Annotated in this window: 16 protein-coding genes; 10 read left to right on the forward strand and 6 right to left on the reverse strand. The window is 45.0% G+C overall.

Annotated features, from left to right (window positions below; genetic code table 11):
- The 4 genes from ACZIX4_RS10705 to ACZIX4_RS10720 form a co-directional block, all read left to right on the forward strand.
- Positions 1-595, forward strand: a 595-nt coding sequence (locus ACZIX4_RS10705) for an OmpA family protein (RefSeq protein WP_463335632.1), incomplete at its 5' end; no start/stop codon positions are given.
- A gap of 866 nt (positions 596-1,461) precedes the next feature.
- A complete protein-coding gene (locus ACZIX4_RS10710; RefSeq protein ID WP_463335633.1) occupies positions 1,462-1,914 on the forward strand; it encodes a hypothetical protein in 453 nt (150 codons plus the stop codon).
- 59 nt (positions 1,915-1,973) lie between these two features.
- Positions 1,974-2,549, forward strand: a complete 576-nt coding sequence (locus ACZIX4_RS10715; protein ID WP_463335634.1) for a Crp/Fnr family transcriptional regulator — start codon at positions 1,974-1,976, stop codon at positions 2,547-2,549.
- A 74-nt stretch (positions 2,550-2,623) separates the two neighbouring features.
- The gene (locus ACZIX4_RS10720) at positions 2,624-3,070 is read left to right on the forward strand and encodes a carboxymuconolactone decarboxylase family protein (RefSeq protein ID WP_463335635.1); all 447 of its coding nucleotides are present in this window, start codon (positions 2,624-2,626) and stop codon (positions 3,068-3,070) included.
- Positions 3,071-3,236: 166 nt separating this feature from the next.
- Here ACZIX4_RS10720 and ACZIX4_RS10725 read toward each other — a convergent pair whose 3' ends face one another.
- Both ACZIX4_RS10725 and ACZIX4_RS10730 read right to left on the reverse strand, forming a co-directional pair.
- Entirely contained in the window at positions 3,237-4,634 is a 1,398-nt protein-coding gene (locus ACZIX4_RS10725; RefSeq protein WP_463335636.1) for a di-heme oxidoreductase family protein, read from the reverse strand.
- Positions 4,635-4,708: 74 nt separating this feature from the next.
- The gene (locus ACZIX4_RS10730; protein WP_463335637.1) at positions 4,709-5,869 is read right to left on the reverse strand and encodes an imelysin family protein; all 1,161 of its coding nucleotides are present in this window, start codon (positions 5,867-5,869) and stop codon (positions 4,709-4,711) included.
- Positions 5,870-6,014: 145 nt separating this feature from the next.
- Between ACZIX4_RS10730 and ACZIX4_RS10735 the strand changes: the two genes are divergently transcribed.
- The 4 genes from ACZIX4_RS10735 to ACZIX4_RS10750 all read left to right on the forward strand — a co-directional run bounded on the left by ACZIX4_RS10735 (position 6,015) and on the right by ACZIX4_RS10750 (position 11,547).
- Positions 6,015-7,124: an imelysin family protein gene (locus ACZIX4_RS10735; RefSeq protein WP_463335638.1), complete on the forward strand. Its 1,110-nt coding sequence runs from the start codon at positions 6,015-6,017 to the stop codon at positions 7,122-7,124.
- 14 nt (positions 7,125-7,138) lie between these two features.
- Complete coding sequence (locus tag ACZIX4_RS10740; protein WP_463335639.1) at positions 7,139-8,569, forward strand: HTTM domain-containing protein; 1,431 nt, start codon at positions 7,139-7,141, stop codon at positions 8,567-8,569.
- Positions 8,508-10,976, forward strand: coding sequence for a TonB-dependent receptor family protein (locus tag ACZIX4_RS10745; RefSeq protein ID WP_463335640.1), 2,469 nt, complete (start codon positions 8,508-8,510; stop codon positions 10,974-10,976). The genes ACZIX4_RS10740 and ACZIX4_RS10745 overlap by 62 nt, the downstream gene beginning before the upstream one ends.
- Positions 10,977-11,064: 88 nt before the next feature.
- Positions 11,065-11,547, forward strand: coding sequence for a hypothetical protein (locus tag ACZIX4_RS10750; protein WP_463335641.1), 483 nt, complete (start codon positions 11,065-11,067; stop codon positions 11,545-11,547).
- Positions 11,548-11,648: 101 nt separating this feature from the next.
- Here the strand turns inward: ACZIX4_RS10750 and ACZIX4_RS10755 are convergent, their stop codons facing one another.
- The 4 genes from ACZIX4_RS10755 to ACZIX4_RS10770 all read right to left on the reverse strand — a co-directional run bounded on the left by ACZIX4_RS10755 (position 11,649) and on the right by ACZIX4_RS10770 (position 14,906).
- On the reverse strand, positions 11,649-12,134 hold the full coding sequence (locus tag ACZIX4_RS10755; RefSeq protein ID WP_463335642.1) for a hypothetical protein: 486 nt from the start codon (positions 12,132-12,134) through the stop codon (positions 11,649-11,651).
- Between the two features lie 4 nt (positions 12,135-12,138).
- Entirely contained in the window at positions 12,139-12,633 is a 495-nt protein-coding gene (locus tag ACZIX4_RS10760; protein ID WP_463335643.1) for a hypothetical protein, read from the reverse strand.
- 150 nt (positions 12,634-12,783) lie between these two features.
- Positions 12,784-13,398, reverse strand: coding sequence for a DUF6705 family protein (locus ACZIX4_RS10765; RefSeq protein WP_463335644.1), 615 nt, complete (start codon positions 13,396-13,398; stop codon positions 12,784-12,786).
- 2 nt (positions 13,399-13,400) lie between these two features.
- The gene (locus tag ACZIX4_RS10770; RefSeq protein ID WP_463335645.1) at positions 13,401-14,906 is read right to left on the reverse strand and encodes a hypothetical protein; all 1,506 of its coding nucleotides are present in this window, start codon (positions 14,904-14,906) and stop codon (positions 13,401-13,403) included.
- 235 nt (positions 14,907-15,141) lie between these two features.
- Between ACZIX4_RS10770 and ACZIX4_RS10775 the strand changes: the two genes are divergently transcribed.
- Together ACZIX4_RS10775 and ACZIX4_RS10780 are read left to right on the forward strand one after the other, a co-directional pair.
- Positions 15,142-15,537, forward strand: coding sequence for an OB-fold protein (locus ACZIX4_RS10775; protein ID WP_463335646.1), 396 nt, complete (start codon positions 15,142-15,144; stop codon positions 15,535-15,537).
- Between the two features lie 2 nt (positions 15,538-15,539).
- The gene (locus ACZIX4_RS10780; protein WP_463335647.1) at positions 15,540-16,382 is read left to right on the forward strand and encodes a DUF5777 family beta-barrel protein; all 843 of its coding nucleotides are present in this window, start codon (positions 15,540-15,542) and stop codon (positions 16,380-16,382) included.
- Positions 16,383-16,390 lie beyond the last annotated feature (8 nt).

Here is a 16,390-nt window from a genome sequence, read left to right on the forward strand (position 1 = left end):
TGACCTGAACACAGGTGCACCAATTGCAGCGGCTTCGGTAGCGATACTTGATGAGAAAGGCAACGTAATCGAGACCCGCACATCAGGTGCAGACGGTAACGTAACCTACAACATCGACTGTGATAAGGCGTATACGGTACAGGCAACGGCTTCGGGTTACGAAGGCGGTACCTTCCCGATAGCCAAGAACCCTGGTGGCGAGCTTAAGGTGGATGCGAAGCTGAAACCGGTAGAGATACCAAACCCGCCAATCATTACGTTTGAGAACATCTACTTCGAGTACGATAAGAGCAACATCACCAAACAGGCAGCCTTTGAGCTTGACAAGATCGTAGAGACGATGAAAACCTACCCTGACATTGTAGTAATGGTTAAATCGCACACGGATAACCGTGGCACTGACCAGTACAACATGAGCCTTTCAAACCGCAGGGCAAAGAGTACGGTACAGTACATCATCTCAAAAGGCATAGCCAAGGAGCGCATCTCAGGCCAGGGTTATGGCGAGAGCGAGCCTAAGGTAACTTGCGACAAGTGTACCGACGAAGAGCACGCACAAAACAGGCGTAGTGAGTTTATCATCGTGAAGCAGTAAGCTGCACAAACGAAGGTAGACACGCGAAACCACCAAATAACAAAACACCCCCTGCCCACAACGGCAGGGGGTGTTGCGTTTTAAAGGAGGACACTGAGCTTCCCGTAGGGAAGCCCTTGTGTACTTTAAATAGTGTAATTTCTATGAATGGGCTTAGTGTTCCTGGTGAAAACGTTGTGTCCGTTGTGGTGAAAAAACCTCGCAAAGGCGCCAAGCCGCAAAGTCCTGCGGTAAAGAACCCACTCAAAAATAGTTGGGGTAAAAGCCATACACAATCCCCAGTGCACAGGCCTCCGCGCCAGGGATGGACGCGCAAAGCCCGCAGCGGTAGCGAGGACTTGCAGCAAACAGCCCGGCCCGCAGGGAGGCGCCCAAATAGTAGTCCATAAAAAACCTCCGGCAGTGCGGAGGTTCATGTGTTTTTAGTAAGGATGCAGGTATTAAAAGCAAATTTGAGGATAAATCATGTTTAGCTGCTTCTTAAAAGTAGCGATGGTATCCTCACTGTCGGATTCAATCCTGTAGCGCGAGCCCCTGTCTGAAACCGTTTTTTCAAATAATATGTTGTGTCTTTGCATTAAACGCTCTATACGTTGGTTGTCTATCACGTTTTTGTACAGCGTGCGAAAAATAGAAATGTGCATGGCGTAAATGGTTTTTAGGTTATTAATAATTATTGTCACCTAAAATTAGCAACCTTGTTTGTTATTAGGAAATGGATTAATAAAAGTTTAGCATTTGTTAATCGTGAGATAACGTTTTGCGGCATTTTGGCATCTAAAGGACCGTTAATTAACTGAATGCTAACAATGAAACCGGGGTTTTTCAGTGAACTTTATATGATGAAACTTTAAACGTACAACACCATGGGCACAACAAAGAATTTTTTGGCAGGGTTAGGCGGTGCCATAGCCCTGAACATTATACACGAAGGCCTTAAAGATAAGGATGAAGATATGCCGCGCATCGACCTACTGGGCGAGCAGGCGTTGGGTAATGTCATTGCTTTTACCGGGCATGGCACACCACCTGAAGCAGCATTGTATACTCCTACGCTGGCTGCCGATGTACTGTCTAACGCTACATATTACAGCATGATAGGGGCAGGGGAGCGCAGGCATTTGTGGGCGCGTGCCACACTGCTGGGCATAGCTGCCGGTATTGGTGCTGTAACATTGCCCAAGCCCCTCGGACTGAACCCTGAACCGGTTACCAAATCGCAACGTACCAAGCTGCTTACGGTGGGGTACTATCTGGCCGGTGCGCTGGTTACGGGTGCTATAATTGCCGCTACTACTAAGAGTGATGGTATAAATTAAACCACGCATTAGCGTGGCTTTTTACTATTCGGTGTATATTTGAGGTAAACACCTACACCATGCCACAAGCCTTATTGCAACACATACAGAAATTCACCACGCTTACCGGAGCTGAAAGTGAGTCGGTAGCCAGTTACTTTGAAGTATTGGCTGTAGCCAAAAAAGAAAACCTTGTTGCCACGGGGCAGGTATGCCGATACCACTATTTTGTGGAACAAGGCTGCCTTCGGAAATTCTTTATGACGGATAAGGGTACGGAGCAAACGACAGAATTTGCCATAGAAAACTGGTGGATTACCGACAATATTGCCTACGAACGCCACCTGCCTACAGAGTTTTATATTCAGGCGGTGGAGAAAAGCACGGTACTGGCCATTACCTACGAGAAACAGGAGGCGCTGCTGCACGATTATCCGCAAATGGAACGCTACTTCAGGTTTGTGTACCAAAGGGCGTACGCGGCCTCGCAAATGCGTATAAAATACCTGTACGACTATTCTCGGGAGGAGCTGTATTTTCATTTCCTGGACAAGCACCCTGATTTTGTGCAGCGCGTGCCACAGTACCTATTGGCATCGTTCCTTGGTTTTACGCCCGAATATTTAAGTGAAATACGTGCCCGCAAGCGTTCTTAAACCGGTTTAAGTTTTTTAGGGTGAGGGTTTCCCAACTTTGTACTGTAATTAATAACCATTTAAATCACAGTATCATGGAAACAAGAATCAACATCCTCGAAACATTACCGCAAGCTACTAAAGCTATGTACGGCCTTGAAGGCTACCTGAATACTACCCAGCTTACCAAAACCCACAAAGAGCTGCTCAAGATACGTGCATCGCAAATAAACGGTTGTGCCTTTTGTATTGATATGCATACCAAAGATGCCCTGAAATACGGTGAAACCACACAGCGTATTTTTTTACTGAACGCCTGGCGCGAAACCCATAACCTGTATACAGAAGAAGAAAAAGCAGTGCTTGCCATTACCGAAGAGGTAACGCTGATAAGCCAGCACGGCCTTTCCGAAGCTACCTACAACCAGGCCAAAGCGCTGTTTACCGATGAATACATTGCCCAGCTGATTATTGCAGTAGTGACCATTAATGCATGGAACCGTATAGCAATCAGCGGACAGTTGCAGCCAGCGGGGGTGTAACGTTTACATTGCAGGATGCTGGTTCCATTTCGACTGAAGCGTAGCGGAATGGAGAAATCTCAAACACTGATTTATAAGAGATTTCTCGACTCCGCTAAAGCTCCGCTCGAAATGGAAAAGGCACCTGGATATTCAGGTGCCTTTGTTTTTTATATACGGTTTTATGTTATAGCGAATTAATAAACGCCAGTAGGTCGTCGCGCTCCTTTTTGCTCAGTTGCTTAAATTTCTCCTTGCTTAGCTGTGCCTCGCCACCGTGCCACAGTATAGCTTCGGTAACGTTTTGTGCGCGGCCGTCGTGCAATAGGCGGGTGTGCCCGTTTACAGTATTAATAAGGCCAATGCCCCACAGCGGCTGGGTGCGCCATTCGCTTCCCGTAGCAAGGAAATCAGGCGCGTTATCGGCAAGGCCGTCGCCCATGTCGTGCAGCAGCATATCGGTATACGGGCGGATGGTCTGGTTACGCAGGGCAGCCACAGCATGGCTGGTGCCTGTTTGCATCTTAGGGATGTGGCAACCGGCGCAGTTAATATCGCTGAATATCTTTTTGCCCCTCAGTACGCTCTGGTCGTCAAAGTTGCGGCGGATGGGCACCGACAGCGTTTGGCTGTACAGTACCACCTTATCCAGGTTCGCATCGCTTATTTCCGGTGAGCCACCGTTCGGTATAGCATTACAGTCCACACCCGGAGGGCATATTTCGTCAGGGAATACATATGATGTAATACCCATATCGTTTACAAAAGCTGCGGCCACCTGTTGCCTTATGTTCGGCTGGTTAGCCTTCCACCCGAAACGGCCCAATACAGTTGTACCGCTCACCACATCATATACATAGTTGGCACGCCCCGAAATACCGTCGCCATTGGCATCGTTTTCATCGGCGAAAGCTAAAATAGTCTGTTCATCCAGTGCTTCCAGCAGGCCAAGGCCCGACATTTGGTTCGCCACACGCGGCGATACCAGTATGCCGCTTGCAAGCGCACCGTAGCCCAGGTTGCTTATATTATACACAGGCTTTTGCAGGCTTACAACAGTGCCGTCGGCCAGTGTTTCGGTAATTGTGGTGTGGGTTATGGTATACGTACCTTTTACGGTTTGGCCCAGTATGGCAAGGTCCTGTAGCTGGTGCCCGTATACAGGGTCTACCAACGCACCGCCAAATGCATCGGTACCCGGCAGGCTAAGGCGCATCAGCAGTCCGGTAGCCATTTCGCCGTCAAAGGCAGGCGGGCGCCCGCGACCGTCCTTAAAGTGGCAGGCAGCACAGGATATGGCGTTGAAAAACGGCCCCAGCCCGTCGCGCGCAGTAGTGCTCGATGGTGCCGAAACCCAGCTTTGGCGGAAAAACGAATTACCTACCCCAAAGGCCACGGCCTCATCAGTAGTAAGCTGCGGTGCAGAAAAGCCAAAGGCCTCCTCTGTGGCGTTTGCCACGGTAACACTGCCGCCGCTATACTGTTCGCCCTCTTCGGCGGTAAGCGGGTGGTAATCTTCGTTGTTGTTACAGGCCGTGCTGAGTATACCCAGCGCCAAAATGCTGCCTAAAATGCTGTTTTTCATTGCAATGTATAAACCAGAAAAGTGCCGCAAATGTACGGCACTTTTACTGAATAAAACTATCAAAAAAATATTACTTACGGATTTACGGTAAGGCCAAGGGCTGCAGAACCTGCAAGCAGGTTAGCGCCAAAGTTGTCTTTAAGGGCATCATAAGCCGCTTTTACCTTTAGTCCTTCAGCAGAAGCAGGGCCTCCTGAAATAGCGTAATCAAATGGGGTGTACATAGCAGCTATTTTAGTCCTTGCGTCAGTGATTGAAGCTTCAGTACTGCTGTAGAATTCAGGGTTAGCTTCCTCTACAAGGTCGGCAAGAGACGGGCCGCTGATGCTGCCGTATGAGCCATGGTATACATTAACAATACCTTCAAAGTTTAGCGAAATATCCCTATGGGTGTTGTCGCTAAAGCAGCTGTGCTCGTCTTCCTGGTCGGCATTGTTAAGCGCTACAGACATACGTTCTACCGGAAGCTCGGCAGTAGCAAGGGTAGCTATACCCAGGTAAATGTTTGTAAGTGCAGTATCGGTATCAAGCGAAAGGAAGGTGCTCCTGTACTCCCCGCCCGGTGCCCATGTGTCTACCATCATAGACAGGTGGTCTGTAAGCAGGTCGGCACAAATGTTCAGGTATTGTTTCCTGCGCTCAAAATTCTGTGTAGTGGTATAGTCGGTATATGACCTGTGGCCTGATGTAAGTGCAGAAGGGGCATCAAGATCCTGGCCCCAAAGAAGGAACTCTATGGCGTGGTAACCTACGCTGATGTTCTTTTCGCCGCCGCCTTCGTTAAGGCCTTCAAGAAGGTCTTTGCTAAGGGTAGGGTAAATTGTAGTACTGTTGATGATGCCACCGTATATTGGCGTACCGCCGTTGTCTACATAGTCAATATAGTTTTCATCAAGTGGCCATGCGTTCAGCAGCCCTTCCGGTCCGTCTTCGTCGTCAATAGGGCCGTTTGCAAACCTGAAAGCCTCGGTAGTACCATAGCTCTCGCGGGCATCTTTCCACTTATTTTTAGCTGTAGTAAAGGCAGCTTCGGTAGGGTTAGCAGTAAAGGCATTGATTGCTGTTTCAAGTTCCTCGGCATCATCCAGGGCATCTTTATAGTTTTGGTACACTATGTCGGCATAGTTTTCCACTACCAGCTGCTTCTGGCTTTTTTTGCTGTCGTCATCGCTACACGCGGTGATTAGTAATCCCGAAACGGCTAAAGCGCTAAGGCAAAGTATCGTTCTTTTCATTTTTCGTCCTTATTTAGATTGATTAAAAACAAGGCAAAAGTAATAACTTTTAAAAACCGTGCAAGCAGAAAGCGAAAAAAATTTATTTAGAATTAGTAAAAATAATTTGCGGCCTTTACATACTTTTGCAAAAAAATTAACCGGGATGAAAAAACTTATCGCCCTTATAGCCATAGCAATAACCGCTGCTGCCTGCTCATCTTCAGACAGTAACAACAATAACACAGCCAATTACGATAAAACCGCCATGCTTACCAGCTGGGCAGATAATCTTATAGTACCGGCCTATACAGCATACGATGCCGCCACCGGCACCCTGAAAACCGCCACTGAAACGTTTACCGCCACACCTACTGCGGCCAACCTTACCGCAGTGCAAACGGCCTGGCTTGATGCCTACAAAGCCTACCAGCACGTAGCCCTGTTTGATATAGGCAAGGCTACCGACCTGTACCTGCTGGAATCAGGCAACACGTACCCAACGGATGCTGCCGGTATAGAGAGCAATATTGCATCGGGCAGTTACAACCTGGAGCTACAGGCACAATTCGTGCGCCAGGGTTTCCCGGCGCTGGACTACCTGCTGTACGGCCTGGGCACTACCAACGACGAAACCCTTACTTTTTATACTACCAATGTCAATGCTGCCAAGTACAAGCAGTACCTTACGGCAGTGGCTGCAAGGCTTAAAAGTGTATCGGGTGCTATAGTGGCCGACTGGAACGGTGGCTACCGCAACACCTTTGTAAACAACAGCAATGTCGTAACCGGCTCGCTGAACCAGAGTGCCAACAACTTTGTGAAAAACCTTGAAAAAGACATACGTACACCTAAGGTGGGTATACCGGCAGGCCTTTTCAGCAATGGTGTGCTATTCCCTGAAAAAGTAGAGGCCTACTACCGTAACAACGTAAGCAAAATACTGCTTAACGAGTCAATTACGGCTTCTAAGAACTTTTTTAACGGTACGTATTTTGACGGATCAGCTACAGGCCCGGGCCTTAAAGGTTACCTTGATGCTGTAGGCGCGAAAGCCAGCGGGCAAAACCTTAGCGACATCATCAATGCACAATATGCTACCGTGGTAAGTACTAACGGTGCGCTGGCCGACAGCTTCAGCACACAGGTGAGTACTGATAACAGCAAAATGACCGCATCGTACAACCAGATGCAGCAACTGCTGGTGTACCTTAAGGTAGACATGTTCAGTGCGCTGAGCCTTACCATCGACTACGTAGACGGCGACGGCGATTAATTTCTACCAATTCCATGCGCAACATACAGGCTTACCTGGATTCCCATACCGATGCCGCATCGCTCGCTTTTTACAGGCTTGCGTTCGGCATCATGATGTTTTTGGGTATGGCTCGTTTTGCACTAAACGGCTGGATAGATAAGTTTTACATCAAACCCGTTTTTCATTTCACGTATTATGGTTTTAGTTGGATAAAACCCTTCGGCATATACACATACCTGCTGTTCATTATTTGTGCCGTTTCAGCACTAATGGTGGCTTTCGGGTATAGATATAGGTTGGGCATCATCCTGTTTTTCCTGAGCTTTACCTACATAGAACTCATGGACAAAACCACCTACCTTAACCACTATTACTTCATTTCGGTAGTGAGTTTTGTAATGATGTTCCTCCCGGCAAATGTATTTTTCTCTGCCGATGCCCGTCGCAAACCGCAGCTGTTCAGTAATACCGTACCCCGCTATACCGTAGACGTCCTGAAAATACTTTTAGGCATCGTATACTTCTACGCGGGCATTGCAAAGCTAAATTCCGACTGGCTATTGCACGCACAACCGCTAAGGATATGGCTTCCGGCCAATGCCAACCTGCCCGTCATCGGCCCGCTTATGGGTAAGGAATGGGCTGCTTATGCCTTCAGTTATATCGGTGCTGTTTATGATTTGGGCATACCCTTCCTGCTGCTGAACAAACGTATGCGCTGGTTTGCGTTTATACTGGTGGTGGTGTTCCATGTGCTTACGCGGATATTGTTCCCCATCGGTATATTCCCTTATGTGATGATTGTTTCTACGCTGGTGTTTTTCAGTGGGGATTTTCACAGGAGGGTATTGAATAGTTTAAAGTTTAAAGTTTCAGGTTTCAGGTTTAACACACCCCTGAACCCTCTCAAGAGGGGAACAGCTTCACTCGAATCTGCTGTTGAGGAACCGACAACCAACAACCAACAACTAACAACCATCAACCAACAACCATCAACCAATAACCTAAAACCCGCTTTCCTCGCCCTGATTATTGTCATACAACTGTTGTTCCCGTTCCGTTACCTTTGCTATCCCGGAGAAGTGTTCTGGACGGAAGAGGGCTACCGCCTGTCGTGGCGCGTGATGCTTATGGAAAAGGCGGGTTATGCACAGTTTACCGTATCCGACCCGAAAACGCATACCTTTGCGGTGGTGGATAACGGTAAGTTCCTCACCCGTTTCCAGGAAAAGCAGATGGCCTTTCAGCCCGATTTTATCCTGGAATACGCGCATTTTTTGCATGATTATTATAAAACACAAGGCATGGCCGACCCCGAAGTACGCGTAAAAAGTTACGTAGCGCTGAATGGCCGCCTGAGCCGCCCCTATATAGACCCGAACGTTAACCTTGCGAAACAAGATGAATCATTCCGCCATAAAAACTGGATACTGCCGTTTAACGACACTATCAAAGGTTTTTAGCATACTGTTCTTTCTGCTGGGCGTTACCGCCTTTGCACAAACCACTGTAAAAGGTACCATAACCGGCGAAGACGGCAAGCCACTGGCCGGTGTAGAAGTGCTGGACATGGGTACAGGTACCGGCGCCATTACAGCTACCGATGGTACTTTTACCATCAGCGTAAATACGCCAGTGCGCCTTACTGTGTTTAAAGACGGTTTTTGGGCAGATGAAGTCGAAATTGCTTCAGGGCAAACCACACTGAACTTTTCGCTTAAAAAAACAACCTTGCTAAATGAGGTTGTGGTAGAACGCAACCAGGAAAAGCTGAATGCACTGAACCACCTTAAAGATGTTGAAGGCACCAGCATTTACGCAGGCAAAAAAACCGAAGTGGTTATGGTAGACCGCCTCGTGGCAAACAAGGCAACCAATACCATGCGGCAGGTATACGCACAGGTGGTGGGGCTTACGTTTAATGAAAATTCAGACGGTGGTTTACAGCTTAATATAGGCGGACGCGGCCTTAACCCGAACCGCACCAGTAACTTTAATACCCGCCAAAACGGCTACGATATCAGTGCCGATGTTTTGGGTTACCCCGAAAGCTACTATACCCCACCCACCGAGGGCGTGGAAAAAATACAGGTAATACGTGGTGCGGCTTCGCTGCAATACGGTACGCAGTTTGGCGGGCTTGTAAACTTTGTAATGCACCGCCCCAGCGAAAAGCCCATTGAAGTAATACAGCGTAATACCGCCGGTTCTTACGGGCTGCTGACCAACTTCACCAGTGTGAGCGGCACCGAAGGCAAGTTCAGTTTTTATACTTTTTTCAACTACAAGGAGGGTAACGGTTTCAGGCCGAATGCCGAATTTAACAGCCGCAACTTTTTTGTGAACCTGAATTACAAGTTCACACCTAAAACCACGCTGGGCTTCGACTATACACTGTTTAATTACCTTGCCAAACAACCGGGCGGGCTTACCGATTATATGTTTGCGCAGGACATGTTCCAGAGTAACCGTACGCGTAACTGGTTTGCCGTAGACTGGAACCTGCTGAACCTGCGCCTGGAGCATAAATTTACCCCCGATGCTGCCCTTTCGGTACAGGCTTTCGGGCTCGATGCCGGGCGTAATGCACTGGGCTACCTGAGTAACCGCGTAAGCAATACCGATACCCCGGGCACCGTGCGCGACCTGATTAAGGGCAAGTTTGTAAACTGGGGTGCCGAAGCAAAATTTTTGCAGCAATATACCATTGGCACACAAAAAAGTGCTTTTATGGTGGGGGCAAAATACTATCAGGCGCGTAACACCGCATCACAAGGGCCGGGCAGCAGTGGCAGCGGACCCGATTTTAACCCTGCTACTACCGAATTTCCGTACTATAACAACCAGAGCGATTATACCTACCCGAATGTGAACACTTCGGTATTTGCCGAAAACATGTTCAGGCTGTCGCCAAAGCTTACTGTTACGCCGGGCATCCGCTACGAAAATATCCGTACGGAGGCAGATGGCTACTGGCGCCGCATTAATACCGACCTTGCCGGGAATATTATCTTGGACGAGCGAAACGAAGAAGATGTGGTAAAGAACCGCAACTTTGTACTGCTGGGTGTGGGCTTTAGCTATAAGCCAAACCAGAGTACCGAAATGTATGCAAACGTTTCGCAAAACTACCGTTCGGTTACCTTTAGCGATATCCGTACGGCAAGCCCCGGGCTGGCTATAGACCCAAACATTACCGATGAAAAAGGATTTACCGGCGATGTGGGCCTTCGCGGTAAAATAGACGACCGTTTTAGCTATGATACCAATGTGTACGCACTTTTCTATAACGACAAGATAGGCGAGTACATGACACAAAACCCTAACGGCGGCGGTGCGGTGGTACGCTACCGCAGTAACATAGGTACGGCGTTTACCTACGGCTGGGAAGCCCTGGCCGACTGGAACATAAGCAACACTTTTTTCAGGGAAAATGAAAGCTTTTTGTGGACGTTTTTTGTAAACAATGCCCTTACCGACAGCCGTTACCTGAAAACCGATGCGCCAAACATTAAAGGCAACAAGGTGGAATTTGTACCGCTTATCAACCTGAAAACGGGTACCACAGTGGGGTTGGGTAACTTTAAGGCTTCGGTGCAGCTTACCTACCTGTCTGAACAGTTTACAGACAGCAACAACAGTACTACAAACAGCACTGATAATACCTACGGCATTTTCGGGCAGATACCTTCTTACTATGTGGCCGACTTCTCGGCTTCATACAGTTGGAAATTTTTGAAGCTGGAGGCAGGTATTAATAACTTTACCAATCATTATTACTTTACCCGTCGTGCTACAGGTTATCCCGGCCCGGGCATACTGCCCAGCGACCCAAGGACGTTTTATACGACATTGCAGATAAAATTGTAATGCTCTTTCTGATAAATATAACAGTTGTTGAACGGTATTCCGCAACGTAAGGCATTATATTTGGGGCTTTCACCTTAAAAATTGCCTTATGAAACTGTTTGTTGCGCTGTTATTATTGTTGTCCGCCTTTAATATGGACCTTGCTGATGTACGTAAGGGGTATGTAAACGCAGCAACTTCAGAAACAGGTGCGGGCAGTTTCCACAAACGGTTTGAAACCGTGGGCGATTCGCATGCCAATACCACACTGGTGGCCTATAAGGCGGCTTCTATAGTACTGCTTGCAAGGTACGAGAAAGGGCTGTTCAGCAAAAAGCGGCTGTTTGACAAAGGCACTGACCTGCTGGATGCTACCATAAACAAAGACCCCGATAACTACGAAGCGCACCTTATCCGCCTGAACATACAGGACAACGTGCCGTGGATTACCGGCTACAAAGGCAACCTGAAAGAGGACAAAACCTTTCTGCTTAAAAACTACACTGCCCAATCTGTCGACCTTAAAGCATTTGCCAAAGCCTATATACTGCAATCAGGCGCGTTTACGGAAGGGGAGAAGCGGTTGTTATAAAACCAAAGCAGCCCGAAGGCTGCTTGTGTTAATTTTGTATTTAATCTCATATTTGAGTATATATCCATCCCAGTACGGTAGCCTTTCGCAAGATAAACCGTTTAAATCCTTGCGAAGGAAAATGCAGCTATAAAAGCTTTCCTTAAAACAAGATTTTTATCTTTTCTCTTCAGGCTTTCCTCATCAATTATATAAAATACTTTATAAGTACGACCGGCAGTAACCCCTAAGTAACCAAAAAACAACTCTTCAGGATAATATTGTTTTATAAAGTCTAATGTAATAATGTTATCCTTATACTTTTTGATAAATTTTTTTCTATTGACAATTAATACAGGTGTTTCCAATCTCTTTGGCTCTGTAATCATGATACTCCTCTTAAGGCTGTCAATAATAAAATATTCATTTACCTTATCGTTACCATATAATTCCATACTGAACTTTTCAAACGCTACTTTTTTAAAAGCTACCTCATTGCCCAAATCCTTAAGCACTATATAAATAGTATCCTGGGACTTAAGGTAATTTAAGTCCTGGCTAAAAAGCTGAGTAGATATTAGTAAGAAGAAAATTATTGTTCTCATCATTTAATCATATCCTTGCGAAGGAAAATGCCACTATAAAAGCTTTCCTTAAAACAAGATTTTTATCTTTTCTCTTCAGGCTATCCTCATCAATTATATAAAATACTTTATAAGTACGGTAAGCTGTAACACCTAAGTATCCAAAAAACAATTCTTCAGGATAGTATTGTTTTATAAAGTCTAAAGTAATAATCTTCTTCTTGTTGTTTTTAATGAATTTTTTCCTGTTTACAATCAGAGCTTTATCCGCATCTGGCTTTTTTATATCTTTTGGCACCATGATAATAATGCTCCTGTTTAGGCTGTCAATTATATTATGATCATCTTCTTTACCATTACCGAATGATTCCATTCTGAACTTTTCAAATGATGTCTTTTCAGAGGTTACACCTTCTCCCATATTTTTTAATACTATATACAAGGTATCTTGGGACTTAAGGTGATTTAAGTCCTGGCTAAAAAGTTTAGTAGAAATTAATACAAGAAAAATTATTGTTCTCATGGTGTGAATGCAATTATAGCGATGCCATTATATTTTTCGAAATAATATTTTGATGCCGATCCTGGCGGAAACATCTGATTAAAGGAATCACAATGGTCCAGGCCACTCACCTTTAAAGCATTTGCCAAAGCAGCCCGAAGGCTGCTTGTATTAATTGATTTTTGTGAGTGTTATGTTAGTAGGGACAATGAATGACGAAGTGTCGATAACACTACCATCCGTGCAGGGGGAATTATCCAGGGGTATATGGTCTTTTTCATTAATACGTTCCCATTGTAAAGTTTGTAGCCCAGGTGATGAAGAATATACCAAATAAAGATTGGCTTTTTTAGTTCTTATGCAACCGTTAGTTGGCTCGCTATAATTAAGAATTATCTTATTCGGGGTTTGGATAAGATTTCCCCTTATAGATTCTAAATTAAATTCTTCATCATAAATTATCGGATTAGGAAATGTATTATATTTTGTAACCCAAATTCCGTTTTCCAATTTTTTGTATAAAATAAATGACCTTAATTCATCTTCATATATTGATTTGTATAAACCATAACCACCTTTAACATGTTGCAATTTATAGAATTGTATTTTTAGGTAGTGTGTAGCGCCACTGTATTCCCACGTGCCTATGAATTTATTAAAAATCAAATTAATATCTTTGTAATATGTATTTGAATTGAATTGTGAAACCTGATTTTCAATCGCAATAGTAGTCTGTCCATAAAAGTATGAACACCATAATAATGTTATTATTAGATATTTTTTCATGATTAGTTGATAATTTTAGTCCAGTTATATTTTCCGTTAGATAATAAAGTTCCTTTATACAAACATATTCCTGTTTTGTAGTCATTATTAAATCCTTGAATAAATTTAATAAATGCAGCATTTAATTCGTAATCTGTCATTTCATCTAATTCCTCCTGGCTACAACCCAAACAACCAGCTTTCGCTTTATTCCTTCCGGCTACAGTAACATTGCGTGTGAAGACGTTAGAAAAAGCACTATATAGTTTTGGGTCATTCTTTAAATTATTGTAGAAATTTAATGCATTGGCTGGGTTTGAAATTCTCATTGCATAAAGGCCATTTCTTGTAATTATTATAGAGGTTATGTTTTGTTTATGAGAAACATTTAAGTCATTGAGTTGTTTATATAGCTTTGCAAATGCAAAAAAATCATCATCACTAGGCACAGGATCTAAAACTACCTCTTGTCCATTTTGTATCATTGATGCACTGTGATGTATATGCATGTTTAGAAATGTACCGGTTGTAGGTAGCCCCCACTTTACAAAATCGAATCCTACTTCTAAAGGAAGAGCTTCTGAGAAAGAGTTTGGAGATGTGGTCTTTCTAAATTCCGCTCCATTTTCTTGTTGAGCATTAGGCAAAGAGGCAACAAATTCATCAATTTTTTGGCGTAATTGATTGTTGTTTGTGATTTTATTTAATTCTTTTAAATGAAGTTCGTCAGAATTAATGTTCAATGTCAAACTTGGCGGCACAGCTGTTATTTCTTCATTAGGGTTAAAAGGGTCGCCGCTTACCGGGCCTCCCACACCGGTATTGGGTGGTGCTATATTTTCAAAAGCAAATACATTTGAAAACAGGAGGGTACAACCTATTAGTGTATAGCTATAATTATATTTTGTTTCCCAATGGCCTTGAGTAGTATCTAAATCACCATTGTGATCATTTACATAAACTGGTACTTCGGTAACTGTAACAAGGTAATCGCAGAGCGTTATAAAGGATGTAAACCCAGAACTCATTACTGTTTGGGTATTAAATCCGTCAAGGCGTTTATAAAGGGTTTTTTGGCTTAGCTGTGCTATAGGCATCCCTGCCTCCATGTTTTCAATGTCTTTTTGGCTCAGCATGTACTTTACCAAAAAAGCAATATAAGTGCCGTCTGATTGCGGGTGTAAGTACAGGCGCTCAACAAGCCCCCTTTCTTCGTCAGGGTATACCACAAACATGTAGTAGTTGTAGCCGCCACGTACGGTGCGTACAATCTGGTCTGTATCTACAGTAAATTGGTATTGGGCATTATACACCAAACGCGATGTGTTGCTGCCCGTGTTTTTCCGGTAAGCAGCAAAAGCCGCTTTGTCTTTTTTAAACTCTGAAAAGGAAATAATTTCAGAGGTTTCCTTAGCAAGGGTTGCTTCTTTAAGGTTTATTGAATCGTCGCTTTGGCAGCCGTAATAGCCCGATAGCAATACAGCCAGCAGGAGCACGCAGAGGCTCCGTTTGATTGGTAGGTTTTTCATATAACGGTTAAATTGATTTACTGCTAAAATACTAAAATATAGCCGTTTAAAAATATAGGTAAAACCCTATTTTTTAGTCAATATTTATCTATGCCAACTAAATCGATACTAAGCCCTCAAATTCTAACCCAAACCCTGCAAATTCTAACCCGCACCGCACCTATATCCCTATACGCGCGTGGGGTTTTGGGGCAATAATTACTTTAGTTGCATAAATTACCTAAATCCTGCAATTATGAAAAAGAGCGTGCGCATTATCCTTGGGTCAGTAGTGGTTATTATCCTGGTTGGCGCTGCTGTGGTGTATGCCTGGTTGTATGGCGGTGGACGCAATGTAAGCAGCGAGGCCCCGGCCTACACGGTTTCGGCTGAAGCCATTTCGTCTGAATACCAGGCGGGTCAGCAAAAAGCCGATGCCAAGTACCTGAACAAAACCATAGCCATTACGGGTATAGTTACCGCCGTTGAGGATTCTATTGTAACGCTGAACGGGAGGGTGTTTTGCAGCTTTGGCGAAAAAACAAAACAGCCCGAAGGCAGGGAAATAACCGTTAAGGGCCGCTGCATAGGCTACGACGAACTTTTCGGGGAGGTAAAACTGGACCAGTGTATACTAAACGACGCCTTATAAAAATGAGAAAATTATTACTGACAGCATGTTTTGCATGCACACTTTTTGCCCATGCACAAGACGACCTGCTTACCCAGCTGGACTCTACACAAGTGCAGGACACTTATGCCACCGCCGCTTTTAAAGGGTTGCAGGTGGTTACATTACAATCTACAAAAATGCCTGCCGCCAAAGAGTGGTACATGGTAGTGTCGCACCGTTTCGGTACCGTAAAGAATGGTATAGATACCTTCTTTGGGTTAGATAATGCCACTACAAAACTGGGTGGTATTTACGGGGTTACCAATTGGCTTTCGGTAGCTTTTTCGCGCCACACCATGCTTAAGGTATACGAAGGTTCGGCCAAATACAGGTTTGCCCGCCAAAGCAGCGAGTTTCCTGTAGATCTTGTAGGTTATAGCACCGTAGATATTAACACGTTCCTTGAAAAAGAACAGTACCCAAAAATAGAATTTTCAGACAGGCTTACCTATGTGCAGCAGCTTATCGTGTCGCGTAAGTTTAGCGATGCCGTTTCGCTGGAACTGGTGCCGTCGTTCATCCACCGCAACCTGCGCGATGCCGCATTGGAAAATGAAAACCAGGTATCGCTTGCCGGTGGTGGGCGCATAAAGCTTACCCGACGCATGTCGCTTAACCTGGAGTACGGCTACAATTTTGATAAGCCCGATTATTACAAGAACCCGCTGTCTGTGGGGCTTGACATTGAAACCGGCGGCCACATTTTCCAGCTGGTATTTACCAACTCGCAGTCCATGACCGAAAGCGGTTACCTTACCAATGCTGCGGGCGACTGGGGTAAAGGCGATTTCTTTTTTGGGTTTAACCTGTACAGGGTATTTTAATTTTAAGG

This window comes from Flavobacterium niveum (assembly GCF_055231775.1).

Coding starts and splice junctions, on each gene's coding strand:
- ACZIX4_RS10710 (WP_463335633.1), top strand. CDS start 1,462: ATGGGCACAACAAAGAATTTTTTGGCAGGGTTAGGCGGTGCCATAGCC.
- ACZIX4_RS10715 (WP_463335634.1), top strand. CDS start 1,974: ATGCCACAAGCCTTATTGCAACACATACAGAAATTCACCACGCTTACC.
- ACZIX4_RS10720 (WP_463335635.1), top strand. CDS start 2,624: ATGGAAACAAGAATCAACATCCTCGAAACATTACCGCAAGCTACTAAA.
- ACZIX4_RS10725 (WP_463335636.1), bottom strand. CDS start 4,634: ATGAAAAACAGCATTTTAGGCAGCATTTTGGCGCTGGGTATACTCAGC.
- ACZIX4_RS10730 (WP_463335637.1), bottom strand. CDS start 5,869: ATGAAAAGAACGATACTTTGCCTTAGCGCTTTAGCCGTTTCGGGATTA.
- ACZIX4_RS10735 (WP_463335638.1), top strand. CDS start 6,015: ATGAAAAAACTTATCGCCCTTATAGCCATAGCAATAACCGCTGCTGCC.
- ACZIX4_RS10740 (WP_463335639.1), top strand. CDS start 7,139: ATGCGCAACATACAGGCTTACCTGGATTCCCATACCGATGCCGCATCG.
- ACZIX4_RS10745 (WP_463335640.1), top strand. CDS start 8,508: ATGAATCATTCCGCCATAAAAACTGGATACTGCCGTTTAACGACACTA.
- ACZIX4_RS10750 (WP_463335641.1), top strand. CDS start 11,065: ATGAAACTGTTTGTTGCGCTGTTATTATTGTTGTCCGCCTTTAATATG.
- ACZIX4_RS10755 (WP_463335642.1), bottom strand. CDS start 12,134: ATGATGAGAACAATAATTTTCTTCTTACTAATATCTACTCAGCTTTTT.
- ACZIX4_RS10760 (WP_463335643.1), bottom strand. CDS start 12,633: ATGAGAACAATAATTTTTCTTGTATTAATTTCTACTAAACTTTTTAGC.
- ACZIX4_RS10765 (WP_463335644.1), bottom strand. CDS start 13,398: ATGAAAAAATATCTAATAATAACATTATTATGGTGTTCATACTTTTAT.
- ACZIX4_RS10770 (WP_463335645.1), bottom strand. CDS start 14,906: ATGAAAAACCTACCAATCAAACGGAGCCTCTGCGTGCTCCTGCTGGCT.
- ACZIX4_RS10775 (WP_463335646.1), top strand. CDS start 15,142: ATGAAAAAGAGCGTGCGCATTATCCTTGGGTCAGTAGTGGTTATTATC.
- ACZIX4_RS10780 (WP_463335647.1), top strand. CDS start 15,540: ATGAGAAAATTATTACTGACAGCATGTTTTGCATGCACACTTTTTGCC.